Annotated in this window: 16 protein-coding genes and 2 tRNA genes; 4 read left to right on the top strand and 14 right to left on the bottom strand. The window is 66.1% G+C overall.

Going from position 1 to position 20517, the window contains the following annotated elements; genetic code table 11:
• Positions 1-212: 212 nt before the first annotated feature.
• Positions 213-287, bottom strand: a tRNA-Val gene (locus DX912_RS10335).
• Positions 288-412: 125 nt separating this feature from the next.
• A complete protein-coding gene (gene uvrB / locus DX912_RS10340; protein ID WP_115842597.1) occupies positions 413-2446 on the bottom strand; it encodes an excinuclease ABC subunit UvrB in 2034 nt (677 codons plus the stop codon).
• Positions 2447-2537: 91 nt separating this feature from the next.
• Here uvrB and DX912_RS10345 point away from each other — a divergent pair, with 91 nt between their 5' ends.
• Together DX912_RS10345 and DX912_RS10350 are read left to right on the top strand one after the other, a co-directional pair.
• Entirely contained in the window at positions 2538-3128 is a 591-nt protein-coding gene (locus DX912_RS10345) for a GspH/FimT family pseudopilin (RefSeq protein ID WP_181902793.1), read from the top strand.
• Positions 3129-3177: 49 nt separating this feature from the next.
• Positions 3178-3254: transfer RNA gene (locus tag DX912_RS10350), tRNA-Asn, on the top strand.
• 243 nt (positions 3255-3497) lie between these two features.
• On the opposite strand, the gene DX912_RS10355 is transcribed toward DX912_RS10350, so the two are convergent.
• The 6 genes from DX912_RS10355 to DX912_RS10380 are packed head-to-tail and all read right to left on the bottom strand — an operon-like array spanning position 3498 to position 10588.
• The gene (locus DX912_RS10355; RefSeq protein ID WP_325050566.1) at positions 3498-3926 is read right to left on the bottom strand and encodes a type IV pilin protein; all 429 of its coding nucleotides are present in this window, start codon (positions 3924-3926) and stop codon (positions 3498-3500) included.
• Complete coding sequence (locus DX912_RS10360) at positions 3923-7720, bottom strand: pilus assembly protein (protein WP_115842438.1); 3798 nt, start codon at positions 7718-7720, stop codon at positions 3923-3925. Before DX912_RS10360 ends, DX912_RS10355 begins: the two co-directional genes overlap by 4 nt.
• 12 nt (positions 7721-7732) lie before the next feature.
• Positions 7733-8236 (bottom strand): pilus assembly PilX family protein, encoded by a 504-nt coding sequence (locus DX912_RS10365; protein ID WP_115842439.1) that lies wholly within the window; start codon positions 8234-8236, stop codon positions 7733-7735.
• A gap of 14 nt (positions 8237-8250) precedes the next feature.
• Positions 8251-9540, bottom strand: coding sequence for a PilW family protein (locus DX912_RS10370; RefSeq protein ID WP_115842440.1), 1290 nt, complete (start codon positions 9538-9540; stop codon positions 8251-8253).
• On the bottom strand, positions 9537-10064 hold the full coding sequence (pilV, locus tag DX912_RS10375; RefSeq protein WP_115842441.1) for a type IV pilus modification protein PilV: 528 nt from the start codon (positions 10062-10064) through the stop codon (positions 9537-9539). The genes DX912_RS10370 and pilV overlap by 4 nt, the downstream gene beginning before the upstream one ends.
• The gene (locus DX912_RS10380; RefSeq protein WP_115842442.1) at positions 10055-10588 is read right to left on the bottom strand and encodes a GspH/FimT family pseudopilin; all 534 of its coding nucleotides are present in this window, start codon (positions 10586-10588) and stop codon (positions 10055-10057) included. Before DX912_RS10380 ends, pilV begins: the two co-directional genes overlap by 10 nt.
• A gap of 213 nt (positions 10589-10801) precedes the next feature.
• Here DX912_RS10380 and DX912_RS10385 point away from each other — a divergent pair, with 213 nt between their 5' ends.
• A complete protein-coding gene (locus tag DX912_RS10385; RefSeq protein ID WP_115842443.1) occupies positions 10802-11824 on the top strand; it encodes a sensor histidine kinase in 1023 nt (340 codons plus the stop codon).
• A gap of 52 nt (positions 11825-11876) precedes the next feature.
• Here DX912_RS10385 and ppnN read toward each other — a convergent pair whose 3' ends face one another.
• The 5 genes from ppnN to grxD form a co-directional block, all read right to left on the bottom strand.
• Entirely contained in the window at positions 11877-13262 is a 1386-nt protein-coding gene (gene ppnN, locus DX912_RS10390; RefSeq protein ID WP_115842444.1) for a nucleotide 5'-monophosphate nucleosidase PpnN, read from the bottom strand.
• 113 nt (positions 13263-13375) lie between these two features.
• Positions 13376-16591, bottom strand: coding sequence for a TonB-dependent receptor (locus DX912_RS10395; protein ID WP_115842445.1), 3216 nt, complete (start codon positions 16589-16591; stop codon positions 13376-13378).
• A 293-nt stretch (positions 16592-16884) separates the two neighbouring features.
• Positions 16885-17481 carry a YhgN family NAAT transporter gene (locus tag DX912_RS10400; protein ID WP_115842446.1) on the bottom strand — a complete coding sequence of 199 codons (597 nt, stop codon included), beginning with the start codon at positions 17479-17481 and terminating at the stop codon, positions 16885-16887.
• Positions 17482-17491: 10 nt separating this feature from the next.
• Complete coding sequence (locus DX912_RS10405) at positions 17492-18205, bottom strand: SDR family NAD(P)-dependent oxidoreductase (protein ID WP_233433559.1); 714 nt, start codon at positions 18203-18205, stop codon at positions 17492-17494.
• 26 nt (positions 18206-18231) lie between these two features.
• A complete protein-coding gene (gene grxD / locus DX912_RS10410; RefSeq protein ID WP_115842448.1) occupies positions 18232-18552 on the bottom strand; it encodes a Grx4 family monothiol glutaredoxin in 321 nt (106 codons plus the stop codon).
• A gap of 159 nt (positions 18553-18711) precedes the next feature.
• On the opposite strand from grxD, the gene DX912_RS10415 reads away from it, so the two are divergent.
• Positions 18712-19290, top strand: a complete 579-nt coding sequence (locus tag DX912_RS10415) for a superoxide dismutase (protein WP_115842449.1) — start codon at positions 18712-18714, stop codon at positions 19288-19290.
• Positions 19291-19371: 81 nt separating this feature from the next.
• Here DX912_RS10415 and DX912_RS10420 read toward each other — a convergent pair whose 3' ends face one another.
• Entirely contained in the window at positions 19372-20511 is a 1140-nt protein-coding gene (locus tag DX912_RS10420; protein WP_115842450.1) for a 5-(carboxyamino)imidazole ribonucleotide synthase, read from the bottom strand.
• Between the last annotated feature and the right edge of the window lie 6 nt (positions 20512-20517).

Consider the following 20517-nt stretch of genomic DNA (forward strand, 5'->3'; position numbering starts at 1 on the left):
GTTCAGCAGTGGGCGGTGGTAGTGCTCATGTCGCACGCTCGGCCGGCGGTTTGCCGCGGGCCACCTTCGTTCGTGTTCCGGGCGATGCACCCGGCCTGACGAAAGTGTTGGGGCTGCAGCCGGCCAAGTCAACGCCGGCGATCGCGACGCGGACGCCGCAAAGAAAAACGGCGCAATCCGTGAGGATCACGCCGTTCGAAACCACTGTGTAGTGGTGGGCGGTACAGGGTTCGAACCTGTGACCCCTACCATGTCAAGGTAGTGCTCTACCGCTGAGCTAACCGCCCGGAAATCTTCCCGGAATGCTCCGGATTCCTCTCGCCGCGAACCGCTCGTCGAGGGGCGCGCAGTGTAAACCGTCGGCCCGGCCGCGGCAACAGGTCCGTACGCGTCGGACCGTCGCCGCGCCGGTTCAGGCGGCGAATCCGGCGTCCTTGAGCTGCCGCAGCTGGTCGCGCACCGCCGCGGCTTCCTCGAATTCCAGGTTCTTCGCGTGTTCGTACATCTGCTGTTCGAGCGCCTTGATGCGCGCGGCGAACTGCGCCGGCGTGAGCTTGGCGTAGTCCGCCAGGCTCTCGCCCACCTTCTTGCCCTTGCCGCGGCCCTTGCCGACCTCGCCCGGTTCGGGACGCGCGCCTTCCATGATGTCCACGATCGGCTTGGCGACCGAGCGCGGCGTGATGCCGTGCTCAAGGTTGTGCGCGACCTGGCGCTGGCGGCGGCGGTCGGTTTCGTCCAGCGCCGCCTGCATCGACCGGGTCACGCGGTCGGCGTAGAGGATCGCCTTGCCGCGCACGTTTCGCGCGGCGCGACCGATGGTCTGGATGAGCGAGCCGGCCGAACGCAGGAAGCCTTCCTTGTCCGCGTCCAGGATCGCCACCAGCGATACCTCCGGCATGTCCAGGCCCTCGCGCAGCAGGTTGATGCCGACCAGCACGTCGAACTTGCCCAGGCGCAGGTCGCGGATGATCTCCACGCGCTCGACGGTGTCCACGTCGGAGTGCAGATAACGCACGCGCACGCCGTGTTCGCCGAGGTATTCGGTGAGGTTTTCCGCCATGCGCTTGGTGAGCGTGGTGATCAGCACGCGATCGCCCATCTTCACGCGTTCGTTGATCTCGCCCAGCACGTCGTCGACCTGCGTGGCGACCGGTCGGATCTCCACTTCCGGATCGATCAGGCCCGTAGGGCGCACGACGAGTTCGACGATCTGATCTTCGGACTTTTCCAGTTCGTACGGACCCGGCGTCGCCGACACGTAGATCGCGCGCGGCGAACGGCCTTCCCATTCCTCGAACCGGAGCGGGCGGTTGTCCAGCGCGGACGGCAGGCGAAAACCGAATTCCACCAGCGTTTCCTTGCGCGAACGGTCGCCCTTGTACATCGCGCCGATCTGCGGAACGGTCACGTGCGATTCGTCCACCACCAGCAGCGCATCCGGCGGCAGGTAGTCGAACAGGCACGGCGGCGGCTCGCCCGGCATGTGGCCGGTGAGGTGGCGGCTGTAGTTTTCCACGCCGTTGCAGAAGCCCACTTCGGCGAGCATTTCCAGGTCGAACTGCGTGCGCTGCGCGAGCCGCTGCGCTTCGACAAGCTTGTTCTGCGCGTACAGCTGCTCCAGGCGCTCGCGCAGTTCTTCCTTGATGGTCTCCACCGCATCGAGCACGGTGCGGCGCGTGGTCACGTAGTGCGAGCCGGGATAGATCGTGTACCGCGGCACCTGGCGCAGCGATTCGCCGGTGAGGGGGTCGAACAGCGTCAGGCGTTCGATCTCGCCGTCGAACAGCTCGATGCGCAGCGCCTCGGCGTCGCTTTCGGCCGGATGCACGTCGACCACTTCGCCGCGCACGCGGTAGGTCGCGCGGCGCAGCTCGGTGTCGTTGCGCGTGTACTGCATTTCGGTCAGGCGACGAATGAGTTCGCGCTGGTCGATGCGCTCGCCGCGCACCATGTGCAGCACCATGCGGAAGTATTCGTTCGGGTCGCCCAGGCCGTAGATCGCCGAGACCGTGCAGACGATCAGGGCATCGCGGCGCTCGAGCAGCGCCTTGGTCGCCGACAGACGCATCTGCTCGATGTGCTCGTTCACCGAGCTGTCCTTCTCGATGAAGGTGTCGGACGAAGGAACGTAGGCTTCCGGCTGGTAGTAGTCGTAATAGCTGACGAAGTATTCGACCGCGTTGTGCGGGAAGAACGACTTGAATTCGCCGTACAGCTGCGCGGCGAGCGTCTTGTTCGGCGCCATGACGATCGTCGGCTTCTGCACCTGCGCGACGACGTTGGCGACGGTGAACGTCTTGCCCGAGCCGGTGACGCCCAGCACCGTCTGCGCCGCCAGGCCGTTCTCGAAGCCAGCCACCAGGCGCTCGATCGCCTGCGGCTGGTCGCCCGCGGGCTGGTACGACGAGACGAGCTGGAAACCGGCGGGATGGAGGCTGTCGTTCATCGGCATGGCTCCGGAAAATTCCTCAGTGTAGACCGCCTCATGGATGGGGGCGGCAACGGCATTTCCCTACCCTCCCCTACGGCGCGCGGCGATGCCGCCGGGCCGCGTTGGCGGCGACGCTGGAGCCCTCTCCCACGCTGCTTTCGACGCCATGGACCGGGCCCGGGGACTCACCCTTCCTGAACTGACCATCACCCTTGCCGTGCTGGCGATCTGCACTGCGCTTGCCTGGCCGCAATTCAGCTCGCTGATGTTGAGCACGAAAGGGACGGGCGCGCTCCACCTGCTCGGCACATCCCTCGCCGGCGCGCGGATCGCCGCGGTGACGCGGCGATACCCCGTCACGGTGTGTCCGAGCGCGGACGGGCGACAATGTCGCAAGGATTCGATCTGGGAGGACGGCTGGATCCTCTATCGCGACCGTCGGAGCCGCGACCAGCCCGACAAACCGGCGGACATCCTCCAGCGCTTCACTATCGACCGGCACGCATTCACGCTGCGGAGCACCAGTGGTCGCCAACGCGTTCGGTATGCGCCCAGCGGCTATACCGCCACGAGCAATCTCACGATCCTGCTCTGTGAACGTCGCGCTTCGAGGGAGGTGGGACGCGTCGTCGTGAGTCGGCCGGGCCGCATCCGCACCGAGCGACCTCGTCGCCGCGCGACCGGATGCGCCTTCTGATCGACCATGTCTTGACCTTGCCGCCCGAGGCTATACAATGCCGGTCCCCGCCCGAATAGCTCAGCCGGTTAGAGCACTTGACTGTTAATCAGGGGGTCGTTGGTTCGAGTCCAACTTCGGGCGCCAGATAAAAGAAAAAGGGCTGCGAAAATCGCAGCCCTTTTTCTTTGTGGCGTTTCGCCTGCTGGATCGCTCAGGCGGGCTATCCATCGCTCATACCGGGCCGCTTTTACGCGTTTGGCCGTTCGCTTCGCTCGTGTTTCGCAGCCCAACTTGCGCGAAGGCCATGATCATCCCGTCGCGCTGCGGATCATCGAAGATCCCGCAGCGCGCAGAACGATCGCAGGCTCGATCAACCCAGGACGGAATTCACCAGCAAGCGTCCGGGTCGGAACCCGATGCTTCCTTGACGCCCGCCTGAGTGATCGAAAGCTCCATGCACTTTTCGTCGTGCTCCTGGCCCGAACCGGTGACAGGCGTCGCGGTCAGGGTGAAGGTGGACGCGGTGCGGTTGCTGACTTCGATCTCGTAGCGAGCCGGCCCTTCTTCGGGCGAGGTCTGCTTCGCTTCGGGAACCTCGAAACCTTCATACGTACCGTTGACCGTCCGGAAGCGCTCGGCGAGCTGCGTGATCTGCAGCAGGTCCGCTTTCGCCTGGCCGCGGCGGCTCTTGCGGACCGCATCGGTATACGCGGGGTATGCGATGGCGCCCAGAATGGCGACCACCGCAACCACGATCATCAGTTCGATCAGGGTGAAACCGCGCACCGAGCCGCGACGGGACTGCATCTTGCTCATCGGATCTGTCTCCAGGATTGGCGGCCGCACGGTCTGGCCCGATACATCAGCGGTGCGCCCGAAACCGAGAGGATCGTGGTGCAGATCTGGTCCGGCAAGCCCGCATCGGCCGCCAAGTCGGCGTCGGAGGGATTGCCTTCCAGACCGGCCTGTTTGCCCGTCGTGTTAATGCCGACTTCAGTGACCGGTGCGGATCCATCGCCCGCCAACGGACCGAGGCGTCCGGTGTTCTCCGCCGGGCTGTCGCCATCCAACGAACCAATCATCACCACGCCCAGGGCGCCTTGGCCGCTGTTGACCTTCAAGCCGTAGAAGTAGTTGCTACCGCCACCCGAGCATGCATCGCCAGAGGTCGGCGCATAGGTCGTGAAGTAGATCGTGCCCGCGTCGTCGATGCGCGGGTAACCGACCATGCGCTCACCACCCTTCACGAACCCGCTGGAGCCCGTGACACCCAGGTCGAGGTACCAGCCACGCTTGGTGAAGTAGTCGACCGAGTTGCTCGAGATGACGCCGCTGTTACTCATCGTCTGCGCAACGAGGTTGCTGCGCGTCAGCGGCAGTGTTACAGACTCGCCCGGCATGTCGAGTACGCCGTACATCGTCTGCGTGTCGTTGTTCGACTTGTCGCCATCGCGCGAGAAGCTGCCGGTGCCGAACAGCACCATCACGCCATTGCGCGCGCCGACCGCGGCTTCCAAGCCGCCGGTGATCGGCTGGCGCTTGGCCGTGTCACCCGTGCCGTCCTTCGCGGTGAACAGGGGCTTGCCGCCCAGCGCCACGCGGTTGCTGCCGGTGGCGAGCAGGTCGAACTTCCACACGTTGCCCTGCAGGTCGCCACCGTAGACGGTGTCGACCATGCCGTCGCTGCCCAGCGCGTAGCGATGCGCGGTGCTGTCGTATTGATAGCGGTCGATCGCGACGATGTTGCCCAGACCGTTCGGCGCGACCGGGCCGTTGTCTTCCTTGGCGTCGATGTAGTCGACTGCGCCGGTCGCCATGTCGACGACGAAGAGCGTAACGGTGCCCTGCGTAGCAGCGACGGAGTTGAGCTTGTTGCCGGCGCCCGCGCCGAAGATCGCCTTCCACACCGGACGACCCGTGCTGCTGCGCACCGGCACGATGACCGGCTTGGCCAGCACGTAGCCGACGCGATCACCGACCGCGCCGGGGATCTTGTCGTTGACTTCCCACAGCACGTCTTCAGCGGTGAACCCGCCGCTGCCGGCGGAGCTCACGTCCAGGCCGAACACGCTACGGCCGCCCGCACCCGAGGTACCGACCAGCACGCTCTTCCACGTGGTTCCGAACAGCGCGTCGGACGCGACCACAGGACCGTCGACGTAATAGCGGTGCTGGAAGCTCGGGCTGGCGGGGAACAGCAGGTTGCCCATGTAGCCGACCGCGGTGGCCGGGATGTACCCGAACGACTCGACGCCGGTGTCGCCGCGGAACGCGTGCAGCATGCCGTCGTTCGCGCCGACGTAGACCATGCGCTTGCGGTTCTTCTTGGCGTCCATGTAGCCGTTGTAGTCGTACGGATCGTACGCGAACGTTCCGTCGGCCTTGCGGAGGAGCGCATAGCCGTAGTCGTCGGTCGGCGCGGTCACCACCGGCGTGGAGTTGATGATGTCGCCCAGCGGATGCGTGCGCGTGCGCAGCTTGGTGCCTTCCAGCGTGCGGTTGCCCGCGAGATAGGCCGTCGCCTCCGCCGCGGTTACGCCCAGCGCGTTGACGTCCGCTCCAGCCATGGGGCTGCAGGTCCCGGACGCGTAGTTGGCGCAGAGCGCGGCCAGCGTGCTCGGGCCAGCGGCGACGAAGTCCGCCACCGCCGGCGTGCTGTCATCGGTCGTCGTCGCGTAGAAGAGCTTGCGATCGGCTGCCGCCGGCAGCTTCGCGCTGGCCGTCCACGACGTGGTGTAGGTGATGGTCGTCTTATTGTCGGCACCGCGGCGCTGGACCGGCTTGGCCGCCACGATGTCGCCATACCAGTCGACGCCGTTGCGATTGAAGCGCGGGGTGACCGACAGCGAGTTGTCGCCCAGGCGCGTGCCCGTGATCGCGAGGCTGCCCGACACGCCGCCGCCCACGCCGACCGAGGCCAGCACGCTGCGCATCGCGTTGGTGATATCCGCCGGCGTCTGCGCGTTGATGTAGCCGCCGCGGGCGTTCATCGTCGCGTGCCAGATCTCGTCAACGGTGTTCGGGTTGTCGTTGGTGCGCGTTTCCCACGTCGGCGAGGTCGCGGAGGCCATCGCCTGCTGCGTGGCCAGCGCGCCGTCGGTGCGGCCGTCGGTACGCACGCCCCAGTTCACGCCGAACTGCTTGCCGCGTGCGCCGAGGGTGATGCCGTAGAAGTTCATGTGCAGGTTGGTGTTGCAGTCCAACGCCTTCTTCTGCGCGGCGGTCCCGCTTTCGCAGATCTGCGGGTTCGCCGTGGGCACCTTGCCCGTCGTGAATGCGTTACCGCGCAACGTGGTGTTGTAGTAGTACGCCGCGATGTCGGCCAGCGTGTCGTCATAGCTGTCGGCGAACGGAACGCCCAGCGAGCCGTCCGCGTTGCCGTAGCCGGTCGGCCCGCCCTGGTTGCTGTAGCCGTCGGTGAACAGCATGCCCGCGTTCTTCTGGCAGGCATTCTGGATGATGCTGGTGTTGGTGTTGAACTGCTTGCCGATGTGCTCCACGGCGAAACGGTTCGGCGTACTGCCGTTGGCGCTCAACTGCAGCACGGACGTCAGCAACGCGCTCTTGTCGGCCGTCACGTCCATGTCGCGCATGGTGAGGGCCGGATAATTGTTGTAGGCGCCGTCCTTCAGGCCGCTGTTGATGGTGAAGTAACCGACGCGCAGCTTTTCGGTGTCCTTCAGCGAGCGCGTCAAGCCTGCGACCATCGCGCGATTGCGATTGCCGTAGTACGAGAACCAGTTGGCGAAGTTCTGCTTCGCCTCATCGCTCGTCGGCGTGTACTTGTACAGCGAGCAGTTGGTGCCGCACGCGTTGGTGACCTCTACCGCCGTCGAATAGCCGTTAATGGTGCGGTTCTGCTTGAGGTAGAACACCGCCGGCGTGTGCTCGATCGCGATGTCTTCCGCATTCGCGCTCCACGTCAGGTCCGAACCTGCGGTGTACTCGACGTACTGGTTCTGGGTCTTGGTGCATTCGCCCTTCTTGTTCCATTCCACGCACACCGCCTGGACGCGGGCGTACTTGGTACCGGACGGAATGACCATGCCCGTCTGGATCCGGAAATCGTCGTTCGTGTTCTTGCCGAAGTAACTGGCGAACAGGTTCACCGTGGCCGTCTGGCGCGGGTCGAGCCTGGTGTCGGTGAGCGACGCGTTGCCGTACGAGGTCAGGTCCGATTTGACCCACGGTTCGTAGGTGGTGTCGGGGCTGTAGTAGGTCGGGTTGTAGTCGGGCGACCGGGCGAAACCGTACTTGTCGAACGGCGGGATGCCGTAATAGTTGTTGATGCGCGCGCCCGGCAATACGTACAGGTAGTCGCACGAACCGCTCGTGCGCAGCGCTGTGCCGCTGAAGAAGCTCTTGTCCGTGGTGCTCCAGCAGCCTTCGCCGTCGGCACCCGGGAACATCGTCTGGAACGTCATCGAGCCCGAGTCGTCGATGGCCATGATGAAGTTCGGGGACACGGTCGCCCCCAGGTGCATCGGCTCCTGGGCAAGCGTGCCGTCACCTTGGCGCGTGGCGTTGGCGCCCACGTCGGTGGTAAGGGCGACCAGGCCGGCGACGCCGGCGGCGGCGATGGAAACGATCAGCAATCGTTCGAGATTCATGCGAGCGAACCCTTAAGGCCGAAAGACGGTTTCGACCGCGGCGTCCGAAGTCGGACTTTCCGCGCGGTCGGTGGCGAATGAGGAGACCTGCCAGATCGTGTCGCTCATCTCGTTCTGCGGGCGAACGCCTTCACCAAGGCCTCCGCCTTCGGTGCACTTGTTCATGCGCGCGGCGACGATGGCGGTGTCCGGGTCGGTGTCGGCCGCACGGGCGCTCGCCCATGCCGAACCGCGCACCGGCGCGCCATCGTCGCAGGGCCGCTCTTCGTCCCGCTCGCCCGGACGCGGCACGAACCGGTTGGTCTGGTCGACTTCCACTTCGACCTGGCGGACGATGCCTTCCGCGCGCTGGAAGGCCTCGTTGGTAGAGCGGTAGTTCGACGCCATGCGCTCCTGCAGCGAAGCGACCTGCATGCCGGTAATGCCCAGCAGGGCCAACAGGATGAGGAAGATCAACGCGACGTAGAGTACGGCGCCGCGCTGGCGTTGCGGAAACTGAAATTGTGAACGATGCATGGGTGGTGTCCGCCTCAGTTGCCGAACATGCGGTTGCGCAGCACCACCGTCGTCTCGTAGACCGAACGGTAGAAGCCATCGGAGCTTGCGGGGTTCATCTGCACGCCCAGCACGAGCGGCGCACGCTGGGCCTGCTCGGCGGTCGCGCGGTCGGCGCTACGCATCAGCAGGCCGACCTGCACCGTGGCGACGCGACGCCATTCGTCGGACTGTGCATTGTTGGGATTTGCGGTCGGCGTGGCGTTCACGGCCGATGCGATGCGAACGCGCTCGACGTTGCCGCGCGGGTAATCATCGGGCAGGTTCTCGTCCATGCCGTACAGCAGCTGCATGGATTCGACGCCCTCGACGAGTTCTTCCGGCTGAAGCATCACGTCAGACCCGTCGAGCACCATGCGCGCGCGCCAGAGCGACGGCGGCGAGGTCCCGTCCACGTTTCTGCCGCTGCCGGCCGCGACGTAGTAAACGTAACCCTCGGCGCGGTGCAGCATCGGTCGGCCGACGGCGCGCTCCTGGGTTCCGTCGTCGATCATCCCGCTCGCATTGAGCCCCGGGCTGCCGATATTGACCGTGACCTGGCCGGTGCCGGCATCGACCGCGTCGGACGCAAACACGCTCGCCTCGCCGCAATCGGCCAAGCCGAACAGACCCGTGCCCTCGGTCGTCGTGACGGTCTTGCCGTAAGCATCCGGCAAGATGGTGTACTGGGTCGCGTTGACCGCCGTCAGCGTGGCGGGGACGCCGTCGCGCGACAGGAAACGCACGACGAGGATGTCGCTTCCCGCGACGGGATTGAGGTTCGCCAGCTTCGTCGGCAGCGCCGGCGACCACTGGTTCGCATTGGCCGCCACGGGCGTGCCGGCCGCAAGCGTCCGGCTGGCTCCCGGCGCGGTATTCACCGCCTCGAAGCCCTGGATGCCCAGGTCGAATCGCAGCGGGAAGTTGTCACCGCTCAGTGCGTTGTACGTCCTGGCAGCGCGCTGGGCAGCAGTGAGGAACCACAGGTTCAGGCCTTCACGCGTCGCGTCGCTGGTCGCGGGACTGGACGTCTGCATGCGTGCCTGGTCGTTGATGCAGCCCATGTGGCCGGCCATGCGCAGGTCGCGCTGAAGGAAATCGACGGCGAAGCGCGCGTTTTCCTGCGTGCGCGCGACGCCGGTCGACAGCTGGTAGGCGTTGCGCGAAGCGCTCATCACCTGCACCAGGCCGAGCAGCAGGACCAGGCCGATGACCATGGCGATCATCAGCTCGATCAGCGACAGGCCCGTCGCGTGACGTGCATTGGAGGTATGTCGACGGTTCATAGCAGGGAAGTCACCTGGAACGAGGTTCGCTGGCCGGTGCCCGCCGCGTTCTGGGCGTCGTCGTCATCCGCGCCGACATCGTCGGTCCACGAGACGGTCACGGTCACGGTGTAGCCGGTCGCCTGCGTGCCATCGATCTCGACCTCTCCCGTGCCGCCGGGCAATTGCGAGACGACATCGCAGCGCCAGCGATCGATGTTCTCCAGCGCTGACGCCGCGTCTTCGGCGACCGTGCTGCAGCCGCCCGCCGGTTCGGTCACGCCTGCGAAGGAGTCTTCGGTAAGGCGCTGGTACACGACCACGTGGCGCGGATTGGACCGCATCATGTCGAGCACTTCGCCGGCGAGGTTGGTGGCCATCGTCCGGTGCTCGGCGCTGCCGGTGTAGCGGACGTTGAGCACCTGCATGAAGGCCAGGCCAAGCAGGCCCAGGGCGAGCACGAGCAGCGCGATGAGCACCTCGATCAGCGAGAAGCCGCCCTGCTGGCGGGCGGTTCGGGGGTTACGGCGAAGCCTCAGTCGCATTGCGGTTTCTCCATGCGCGTCTGACCGGTGGGACCCACGAACAGCAAGTTCCGGTACGGCTGCCCTTCCTCGCAGTCATTGACCCGGACATCCACCTGCGCCGCTTCGACGATGCGGCCGGTGCGCTGGAACGTGATCTGTTCGATACCGCCGCCGCCTTCACTCGCCGTCCCCGTCAGCACCATCGTGGGATTGCCCTCGAAGTAGCGCAGCACACGGTCGCCTGCGCTGAATGTGCTGCTGGAATCGACGTCCTCATACGCCATGAAGCCGACGCTCCAGTCGGTGCCCTCGCAGGTCGCGCCGTCCGACGACGGACACACGCCGCCCTGATGGTTGCTGCGGATCGCTTCGCTTCGCGCCAGGTTGAAGGCCGCGATGAGGCCGTTGGTCGTTGTGGCGACGCGATTGGAACGCATCGCTCCCGAGAACGCCGGGTACGCCAGCGCGCTGCCGATGGCGAGCACGGCGATCGTGATCATGAGCTCGATGAGGGTGAACCCCCGGCTCGCGGAACTGGTCATGAGTTGGAAATCCCCTTACACCCCGAGGGCATGTTTCCCTGACCGCCGCTCCCGGACAAGCGCACCGGGGATGAGCGGTCGGATCGGCCGATGGGCGTGGCGGGCGCTGTGACGCGCATCTCGCCCGGCTGCCCCTGGCCTGCCGGCTATGGCCCCCGCCACGGGCCGGCAGGCAATATGGTGGCCCGGCGGCCGCTCCAGTGCAGTGCTCCAATGCCCAGTTCGCAACCCGCACACAGTCCGCTGGACGCCCTGTGGCAACCCACGGCGATCATCTGGACGATGCTGTCGGGCGAGGCTCTGGCCCTGCTGCTCGCGCTCGCGCCCGGACTGGACGAGCAACGCCTGCGCTACTTCGGGCTGATGTCGGTGGCGATCCAGTGGGTGCTGCTGTGGAGCATCGCCTCGCTGTACCTCGTCCGCCGCCCCCTGCGCTCGCTGCCGCCGCATCGCATCGCCTACGTGGTGCTCGCGATCCTGCTGGTCAGCACCTGGGTGATCACCGCCGCGATCGGCTTCTTCTTCCGCGAGGGCTGGGGCATGGACCTGGGCGACTGGCACTGGACGCAGTGGCGCCTGATCGGAATGGTCATGACGATCGGCGCGCTCGGCATCGCCGTGTTCCAGAGCCAGTGGCGCGCGCGGCAGCTCGCCCTGCGTGCCAAGCAGCTCGAATTGGAAGCGCTGCAGGCCCGCATCCGCCCGCACTTCCTGTTCAACACGCTCAACACCGGCGCGGCGCTGGTGCACCGGAAGCCGGAGGAAGTCGAGCGCCTGTTGCTCGACCTGGCGGACCTGTTCCGCGCGGCGCTCGCCGGGCCGCGCGACATCACGCTGGAAGACGAACTGGCGCTCGCCCGCCGCTACCTTGAAATCGAATCGCTCCGCTTCGGCGAGCGCCTGCGCATCGAGTGGAAGCTGCCGCGCGAGATCCCGCGCGTGATGGTGCCCTCGCTGTCGATCCAGCCGCTTGTGGAAAACGCGATCCGGCACGGCATCGAGCGGCGCCCCGAGGGCGGCGAGGTCGAGATCGCGGTGTCGACGATGCCCGACACGGTGATCGTGCGGATCATCAATCCGCTGGCGAGCGGCGGCGAGAACCGGCCCGGCCACCACGTCGGATTGAATGCATCGCAGGTGCGGATCGAGGCGCTGACCGGCGGTCGCGGCAGCGTGCTGACGCAGCAGGAAGGGCGCCGTTTCATCGCGACCGTGCGCCTGCCTACGAACACCTGACCCGATCGAACCGGTAAGGCCGGCGCGATCCGCACCGGCCTTTCCGATCGGCTTACGCCACCACGCGATAGCAGGGCTTGTATTCGCCGGCGATCTTCATGCGGCGCTGCTCGACGAACGCGCGCAGCAGCGCGTCGAGCGACTGCATCATGTCCGCGTCGCCGTGGATCTCGAACGGCCCGAACTCCTCGATGCGGCGCATGCCGTCTTCCTTCACGTTGCCGGCGACGATGCCGGAGAACGCGCGGCGAAGATCCGCCGCGAGCTCGTGCGGCTTGCGGCCGTGGTGCAGGTCGAGCGCGGCCATCGCCTCGTGCGTCGGCACGAACGGACGCTGGAACGTCAGCGGGATGTCGATCGACCAGTTGAAGAAGAACGAGTCCTTCTGCGCGATGCGATGCTCGCGCACCTTGCGGATGCCCGCGGACATGCGCTTGGCGACCTGGTCGGGGTCGCCGACGATGATCTCGTAACGCTTCGTCGCTTCGTCGCCGAGCGTGAGGCGGATGAACTTGTCGATCTGTTCGAAATACGGCGCGGCAGACGCCGGGCCGGTGAAGATCAGCGGGAACGGCAGGTTCGCGTTTTCCTCGCGCAGCAGGATGCCCAGCAGGTAGAGGATTTCCTCCGCCGTGCCCACGCCGCCCGGGAAGACGATGATGCCGTGGCCCATGCGGACGAAGGCCTCGAGGCGCTTCTCGATGTCCGGCATGATCACCAGGTGGTTGACGATCGGGTTCGGCGATTCGGCCGCGATGATGCCCGGCTCGGTGATGCCGATGTAGCGCGTCTTGAAACGGCGCTGCTTGGCGTGCGCGATCGTCGCGCCCTTCATCGGGCCCTTCATCGCGCCCGGGCCGCAGCCGGTGCAGATGTCCAGGCCGCGCAGGCCCAGTTCGTACCCGACCTGCTTGGTGTAGACGTACTCGTCGCGCGAGATCGAATGACCGCCCCAGCACACGACCAGGTTCGGATCGGTCGGATGCAGGATGCGCGCGTTGCGCAGCAGTCCGAACACGGCGTCGGTGATGCCGTCGCTGGTCTCGAGGTCGCGCGGCGAATCCGGGCCCAGGTCCATCGCGGTGTAGGCAAGATCGCGCACCACGGCGAACAGCAGTTCGGCGACGCCGCGGATGATTTCGCCGTCGACGAACGCCATCGCCGGCGCGTTGTGCAGGTCGATGCGCATGCCGCGATCCTGCTGGTGCACTTCGATGTCGAATTCCGGATACAGCTCGCGCGCGGCACGCGGATCGTCGGACGCGCTGCCGCTGGTCAGCACGGCCAGCGCGCAGCGGCGCAGCAGGTCGTGCATGCCGGTGGACACGTCGCGCAGGCGTGCGACTTCGTTGTGCGAGAGGACGTCCAGCCCGCCCTTCGGGTAGATGCGGGCGTTGACGGTGGGAAGCGTGGTTTCGATGGGGGTGGCGGTGCTCATGAACCTGTCTGTCTCTTCTTTCGTTTTTTAGCCCTGCGACTCTAGCCCCCTCCCCCACAAAAAGAAAACGGCCGGGTTTCCCCGGCCGTTTTCGGTACATCAGGCTGCGACTATCAGAAGCTGTAGCGCACGCTGACCTGGGCAGCCCAGCGCGAGATGCCCTTGTCGTCGTACACCGTCAGGCTGTCCGGCGTGTTGAAGCGGTACACGTACTTGCCGGTGGCCTGGTCGATGCCGCCGTACTCCACCACGCCGCGCATGCCCGGGAACGCCACTTCTTCGACGCGACCCCAATCCTTGTTGATCAGGTTGCCCACGTTGAGGATGTCGAGGACGATCTCGGCCTTGTGGCCTTCCATGAAGCCCGGGAATTCCTGCGAGACGTGCAGGTCAAACTGGTTCACCCACTCGCCACGGGCCGCGTTGCGCTCGGCAATCTGGCCACGGTGCGAGTTGAGGTACGGGTCGGAGTTCACGAACGCCCAGAACGCGGCTTCTTCCGCCGCCTGGGTCGCGCCGCGACCCACGATCACGTCGCCGGGACCGGTCGGGATGTACAGCAGGTCGTTGACGCGGCCGTCGCCGTTCGCGTCGTTGTCGAAGGTGTAGCTGTACGGACGACCCGAGCGACCTTCGTACACCAGCGAGACGACGGTGTTGTTGTCGCCGAAGAACGCGTGCTTCCAGCTGGCCGTGGCCAGGAAGCGGTTCTTGATCTCGTAGCTGGACGTCGCGCTGACTTCCTCGTTGGACTGGAAGACCGAGACGTTGCCCAGGTTCGAGCTCGAGGTCGAGCTGGTCAGCGGGCTGACTTCGTTGGCGTTGGTGTAGGTGTACGACGCGGCCCACGACCAGTCGCTCTCGTTGAACGGCTTGTTCAAAGACAGGGTCAGCTGCTGGCTTTCGCCCTTGCCGGTGTGCTTGGCGATGATCGCGTCGTTGAAGCGGGTCGCATTGCCGCTGCGGTTGCCGCGCGCCGTCGCGCCGCCGCTGGACACGCCATCGCGGTTCCAGTTGGCCGGGTTCACGCCGGCGTTGTTCCAGTACAGCAGGCGACCGTCCTGGCCGGTGCCGTAACCGAACACGCCGTTAGCCGGACCGAGGTTCAGCTGCTCGTAGTAGATGCCGTCCTTGACCGAGGTCAGCACCAGTTCGGTCGAAGCCACGATGCCGTACCACGGCAGCTCGGTGTCGAACGCGAGGTTCGACTTCCACACCGACGGCTGCACGACGTCGTTGTCGATGAAGTCCACCGACTGCGTGGCACCTGCACCCGGGGTGAACTGCGCCAGCTGGTCGGCCGGATCCGGATCGAAGCGCGTGATGCCGTTGGCGAAGAAGTAATCGGTGTACGACAGGCCGTTGTTCGCGTACGGGTTGGCCAGCCACACCTGGGCGGCAGCACCCTTGAACAGGCCGAAACCACCACGCAACTGCGTCGGACGCTCGGCGTCGAACGTGTAGTTGAAGCCAAAGCGCGGCGAGATCATGTCCTTGCCGTCGACGGTGTTGTCATTGCGCACGCCAAACGTGTTCGACGCCAGCGCGTTGTACAGCGGCTCGTCGTCGACGATCGACAGGTCGTAACGCAGGCCGTAGGTCAGCGTCAGGTTGCTGTTGACCGCCCAGCTGTCCTGCAGGAACACGCCGACGTTCTTCTGCGTGAACGTCGCGGCCATGTTGTCCAGGTCGCCGTCCAGCGGGTAGAACAGCTGGTAGCGGCTGGAACGGTTGTTGGCGTAGTCGGCGATGCTGTTGAAGGTGTAGACACCGTTCACTCGACGGCCGAACAGGTTGTACACCTCGTTCGACTCGTAGTCGGCGCCGAACTTGAGCGTGTGGTCGCCCAGGAACAGGTTGCCGGCGAAGAAGGCATTCCAGGTCTTGGTGTCGAGGACGTTGGCGTGCGTGTTCTCTTCGGTACCGAAGTTCAGCGTGTTGCTGCCGATGCGCACGGCGATCGCCGGCAGGTCGGCGAGCGGGTTACGCACGGCCGAATAGTCGCGGTACGACACCTTGGCTTCGGTGGAGAAGTTGTCGGTCCAGTCGCTGAACAGCTGCGCGCTGTAAGTGGTCAGTTCGAAGTCCTGCACGTAGTGGTACGTGTTCAGGGCGAGCTGGCTGGCGCTGAAGCCCTGCAGGAACGGCGTGTTCTGCTCGGTCTTGCCGTAGCGGAAGCTGGCGCGGTGCGCATCGCTGATGTTCCAGTCGATCTTCAGGCCGTACTCTTCGCTCTCGGTGTCCAGGCTGGGCTTGGTCAGCGAGCCCGGGTCGAAGCCCTTGGCCTGCGACAGCGCGATCACCTGGTTGATCTGGTCCTGCGTGATGCCGACGATGTTGCTCTCGCCCGAGCCGATCGGACCGAAGCCGGAGTTGCCGGTGAACAGGTCCTTGCCGGTGTAGTTCTCGTAGTTGGCGAAGAAGAACAGCTTGTCCTTGACCAGCGGGCCGCCGAAGGTCATGCCGTAGGTCTGCTCGTTGTCGAACAGGACCGGACGGATGTCGTTCTGGTTCTTGCCCGACCAGTCGTTGTCGCGGTAGATGCCGTAGACCGAACCGTGGAACTCGTTGGTACCCGACTTGGTCACGGCGTTGATGACGCCGCCGGTGCCGCCCGAAATGGTGACGTCGTAGTTGGCGACGTCGACGGCAATTTCGTCGATGGTGTCCATCGAGAACGGCTGGCGCGGGGTCGGAAGGCCGTTGCCCTGCAGGCCGAAGGAGTCTGCGCTGCTGATGCCGTCGACGCGGATCACGTTGTAGCGCGGGTTCTGGCCGCCGACGGTGATTTCGTTGCGCGCCTTGTCGCTCTGCACGATGCGCGGATCGAGGCGGGCGAAATCCTGCAGATTGCGGTTGATGCTCGGCATCGACTCGATCTGCTCGCGGGTCACCGTCGAACCGGCGCCCATCTTGTTCGCGCTGAACACTTCCGAACCACCAAAGGAGATGGCCTGCACCGACTCAAGCGTGGTGACGTCGGGGTTCAGCGCCATGTCCACCTGGTTGACCTTGTCGAGGTTCAGGTAGACGCCGTCCTGGCTGCTCGTGCCCGTGCCGGCCTTGTTGATGGTGACGGTGTACGGACCGCCCACGCGCAGACCGCGCGCGTTGTAGCGACCGTCCTCACCGGTCACCGCACGGCTGACCGTGCCCGACTCGACGTGCGTGATGGTGACTTCGGCGCCGGCGACGGGCGCGCCGTCGGCACCAATGACGCGGCCGCCGACGCCGGCGGAGGTGGCCTGTGCGAACACGGGCGCGGTGGCAAGGGCGGCGAGCAGACCAAGCGTGAGCTTGGACAGACGGACGCGATTCGGATGGGTCATTACGATGGCCTCGAAGCGTGGTTCACAAGAGGGAAGCCAGGCGCGACCCCGGTCGCACCCGTGCAAGAAAAGGTTTTGATTCCGCCCCCTGGGGCGCCGGGCCGGAGCCCGCCGGTTAACGTCAGTTTAACAGGCTAGAAGCCCTGTGTGACAGGGCCGTGACGGCCATCACTAACGGACACAAACCGCCAACCGCACATCGGACGGGTCCGGACGCGGGACGTCGGCCCATGAACGAAAACGCCCGACCCGGCAAAACCGGATCGGGCGTCGTCGGGACGGCGGGCACCCGCCTACGGGGGCGAGATCTTCAAATACGTCCCGAGACCGTCCAGGAACATCTGGACCGAGATGGCCACCAGCAGCATGCCCATCAGGCGCTCGATGGCCGTCAGCGCGCGGCGGCCGAGCAGCTTGTAGAGCAGCGTGGCCGAGAACAGGATCGCCGCTGTCGCACCCCAGGCGATGAGGAGCGCGAGGCTCCAGTCGTCGAGGCGGGCGGGCTCGTTGCTGCCCATCAGCATCACCGCCGCCATGCCCGACGGGCCGGCGACCAGCGGGATCGCCATGGGCACGATGAAGGGCTCGCCGTCGGGGATCTCGCCCATCAGGCCTTCCGGCGGCGGGAAGATCATGCGGATGCCGATGAGGAACAGCACGATGCCGCCGGCGATCGACACCGACTCCTGGCGCAGGTGCATCAGTTCCAGCGCGTACTTGCCGCCCCACAGGAACATCATCAGCACCGCCAGCGCGATCAGCAGCTCGCGCGCGAGCACGATGCGTTGGCGCTGCGGCGGCAGGCCGCGCAACAGGCTCAGGAAGACCGGCACGTTGCCGAGCGGGTCGAGGATGAGGAACAGCAGCAGCGCTGCGGACGCGATGGTCATGGGCGTTGGGTCACTGCAGCTGCGCGAGGCCGACGGCCGCGGGCGTCGGCGTCCAGACCTGTCCGCGATGGACGGCACCGGCGGCCGAAAGCAGGGTCACGCACGAGGCGGCATAGGCCGACGGATCGAGCGCGGCGCGATCGTTCTCTTCCACGTAGGCCTTGGTGCGAAGCGCCGTGCGCATCGGGCCAGGTCGCAGCCCGGCCACGCGGATGGAGGAGTTCGGCATCTCGGCATGCAGCATGTGCACCAGGCCTTCCAGCCCCTGCTGCGCCAGGCCGTAGCCACCCCAGAACGCCTGGCCGGCACGCGCGGCATCGTCGACGACGAACACCACCGAAGCGTCGTCGGACTTCGCCAGCAGCGGCAGGCAGGCCTGCGTCAGCCACCACGGCGCGGTGAGGTTCACGTGCAGCGCGCGCGCGAACACCGCCGGATCGGTCTGCGCCAGTGGCGTGAGGCCGGCGAAGTCGGCCGCGCAATGCAGCACGCCGTCGAGGCGTCCGAGTTCGGCTTCGATGCGCTGCGCGAGTTCGGCGTAGTCGTCGGCGCTGGCGCCTTCCAGGTCGAGCGGATAGAGCAACGGTTCCGGCCCGACCTGCGCCAGCGCGTCGTACACGCGATTCAACTTCGGCACCTTGCGGCCGAGCAGCACGACCGTCGCACCGGCGCGCGCGCACGCCTGCGCCGCGGCGGCACCAAGGCCGCCGTGGGCGCCGGTCACCAGGACGACGCGTCCTTCTAGCGGACTCACTGGTTGTGCGTCTCGCTGATCATGCGCGCCAGTTCGCCCGACTCGAACAGCTCAAGCGTGATGTCGCAGCCGCCGATCAGTTCACCGTGGATGAAAAGCTGCGGGAAGGTCGGCCAGTTCGAATAGCGCGGCAGGTTCGCGCGGATCTCCGGATCCTCGAGCACGTTGACCGTGTGCAGCTGCGTCGCACCCGCGGCCTTGAGCGCCTGCACCGCGCGGCTGGAAAAGCCGCACATCGGGAACTGCGCGGTGCCCTTCATGAAAAGGACGATCGGATGGCTTTCGACTTCGGCCTGGATCCGCTCCATCACGGACATGGCGACAACTCCTGCAATGGTGCGTTGCCGGCGGTTGACGGCACGGCAACGGAACGTGGGGATAGAATGTCCAATTGTAAGCCTTCCCGAGCCGCGGACGCGCGCAGTTCACCGATCGCCGCCCGGCATTCCCTTAGCCAGCCCCCTCAGGAGCCCGCAATGGCCATCGAACTGCCCCCCCTGCCCTACGACCGCACCGCGCTGGAGCCGCACATCTCGGCCGAGACGCTGGACTACCACCACGGCAAGCACCACAAGACGTACGTGGACAACCTCAACAAGATGATCGAGGGCACCGAGTTCGAGCAGCTGTCGCTGGTGGAGATCATCCGCAAGTCGCAGGGCGGCATGTTCAACAACGCCGCGCAGGTGTGGAACCACACGTTCTACTGGAACTGCCTGTCGCCCAAGGGCGGCGGCGAGCCGACCGGCAAGGTCGCCGAGCTGATCAACAAGGCCTTTGGCGATTTCGCCAAGTTCAAGGACGAGTTCTCCAAGCTGTCGATCGGCACGTTCGGTTCGGGCTGGGGCTGGCTGGTGCAGCGTCCGGACGGCTCGCTCGCCCTGGTGAGCACCTCCAACGCCAACACCCCGATCACCGGCGAAGACACCCCGCTGCTGACCTGCGACGTGTGGGAACACGCGTACTACATCGACTACCGCAATGCGCGCCCGAAGTACGTCGAGGCGTTCTGGAACCTGGTCAACTGGGACTTCGTGGCGTCGAACCTGAAGTAAGTTCGCGTCCGCATGCAGCACGAAAAACGGCCGGGGAAACCCGGCCGTTTTTGTTGTGGCGTCGTATTCGGCTGCGTTGCTTCAGCGCAGCGCTTCGACCACCGGCGCCACCTGCGCCTCGCGTCCGAGCGCGAGGCCGACGCGTTCCAGCGACATCGCCAGCGCGTTCGCATCGTCGGCTCGCAGCGTCGCATGGCCGACCTTGCGGCCCGCACGCGGCAGCTTGCCGTAGTCGTGCCAGTGGCCGCCCGGCTCGCGCAGCATCGGCAGCGCATCGGGCATTTCGCCGATCCAGTTGAGCATGCACGCAAGGCCAACCATGCGCGTGTCGCCCAGCGGCAGGCCGAGCACCGCGCGCAGGTGGTTCTGGAACTGGCTGGTCTCGCTGCCTTCGATCGTCCAGTGGCCGGAGTTGTGCACGCGCGGGGCGAGTTCGTTCGCGAGCAGTTCGCCATCGCGGCAGAACAGTTCCAGCGCGAACACGCCGACGTAATCCATCGCCTCGGCCAGGCGACGCGCGTAGTCGTAGGCGATCTCGCCCAGCGCGGTGTCCACGCGCGCGGGCGCGAGGCTCGCCGACAGCACGCCGTCGACGTGCCAGTTTTCGGTGAGCGGCCAGGCGCGGAATTCGCCATCGCGGCCGCGCACGGCGACCACCGACAGCTCGCGCTGGAAGTGCACGAAGCCTTCCAGGATCAGCCCGACCTTCGGCGCCTGCGCGCCGAGCGCCTCCCACGCGGCATCGGCATCGGCCGGCGACTTGATGCGGAACTGGCCCTTGCCGTCGTACCCGAGGCGGCGCGTCTTGAGGATGCAGGGCGTGCCGATGTCGGCCAGCGCGGCATCGAGCTGCTCGCGCGTGTCGATGGGCGCGAACGGGGGCACGGGAATGCCGAGTTCGCGGAACAACGTCTTCTCGGCCAGACGATCCTGTGCGGTCGCCAGCGCGCCGGGATTCGGGAAGACCGGCACGCGTTCGCTCAGCCACTGCGCCGACTCGGCCGGCACGTTCTCGAAATCGAACGTCGCTACGTCCACCCGCGACGCGAACTCGGACAGCGTGGCCTCATCGCGGTAATCGCCCACGACCATCGGCGCGAACTGGCCGGCGCAGGCGTCGGCGACGTTGTCCATCACCAGGAAGCGCAAGCCGAGCGGCGCGCCCGAGAGCGCGAGCATGCGGGCGAGCTGGCCGCCGCCGAGGATGCCCACGGTGGTCATCTGCGC

The sequence above is a fragment of the Lysobacter soli genome, from assembly GCF_003382285.1.
Classification (GTDB): domain Bacteria; phylum Pseudomonadota; class Gammaproteobacteria; order Xanthomonadales; family Xanthomonadaceae; genus Lysobacter_J; species Lysobacter_J soli.